The organism is Acidovorax sp. KPB24-07 (genome assembly GCF_057543315.1).
Map to the genome: position 1 here is coordinate 1 of NZ_BAAJYS010000719.1, position 1108 is coordinate 1108.

The 1108-nt window shown below is 57.9% G+C and carries 3 protein-coding genes; all 3 read left to right on the forward strand.

What is annotated here, in order from left to right; all coding sequences use genetic code 11:
- On the forward strand, positions 1 to 312 hold a 312-nt coding region (locus AC27IQ_RS25255), incomplete at its 5' end, for a hypothetical protein (RefSeq protein ID WP_487091260.1).
- A 68-nt stretch (positions 313 to 380) separates the two neighbouring features.
- On the forward strand, positions 381 to 914 hold the full coding sequence (locus tag AC27IQ_RS25260; protein WP_487091261.1) for a hypothetical protein: 534 nt from the start codon (positions 381 to 383) through the stop codon (positions 912 to 914).
- Between the two features lie 9 nt (positions 915 to 923).
- A partial coding sequence (locus AC27IQ_RS25265; RefSeq protein WP_487091262.1) for a hypothetical protein occupies positions 924 to 1108 on the forward strand: 185 nt, incomplete at its 3' end.

Genomic DNA, 1108 nt, shown 5'->3' on the forward strand with positions numbered 1-1108 from the left:
TCGTTCTTCCGGTTCGCCAATGTTCAATTGAACTGGAGCGGCACGATGAAAGACGGCGTGGGCTCTCGTGTTCCACCAGATGCTGTTTGGAAACCGCCAAAATGTTCCAACGCGATGTCTTTCGTTCCCCGCCCCGCAGGAGGGCCCCCTTCCGTGCTATGGCTTGCCACCCAATTGGCAGCCATGGGCTACCGGAACATCGAGAACAAATTCAACTTGGCTTGTGCCAGAAAAGCCATTGGCAATTTCCGCTCCCCTTTTGAAATGGCATCCATGGGCATCGCGGCCCTGATGTTCATGCCATGCGCCTGAAGCCGCTTCTTTTCTGCGCACTGCTGCATGCATCGCTGGCCGGCCCCGCCTTCGCCAGCGAGAAGGGCATGCTGGAAGACCGCGATTGGCCACCCTACCAGCGTTGCTCCGGATGCGTGGCCTTGCAGTACGGGTGGCTGGAACTGAAAGTTGCCCAGCATCTGGTGGGCAAGTTCTTCGTACCGCCGGCGGGCGACCCTTTCATCGCTTTCGCGCCCACTGAAAATGGCTTGCTTGACGGCCCCCTAATTCAACTGAAGGAGTTCACCAAACTGCAAGAGCTTTACCAGAAGCTCGGCGTGCTGGAAAAGCATGGCATCCAGACACCGCTGGCGTTCTACGAATTGCTGGGGCAGGCCAATTTGGGCGATCCCGTGATCGACCGGGCCCGCAAGGTCGAGGGCGTTGCGAATTCAGTGCGCTACGAGAAGTTTTCCAAGGGCCCCATCACCGTCATCCGCATCCAGGACATAGAGCCCAGCCGGGATCTTCTGTACATCTTCACCCCCGATCCCGAGCACTACTACATGGTGTCCGGGCGCTTGTCGCCCGCGCTGTTTAGGCAACTGATGTCGCATCTGAAAGTGGTCAAGTTTCCCTGATCCGTAGGGGTGGAGGCTGCGCGCATCCCGGCACAGCCGCTGCACTCACCAAAATCGCGCGAGGAACTCAAAGCCATGATCGAATCGTTCTTCCGGTTCGCCAATGTTCAATTGAACTGGAGCGGCACGATGAAAGACGGCGTGGCTCTCGTGTTCCACCAGATGCTGTTGGAAACCGCCAAATGTTCCAACGC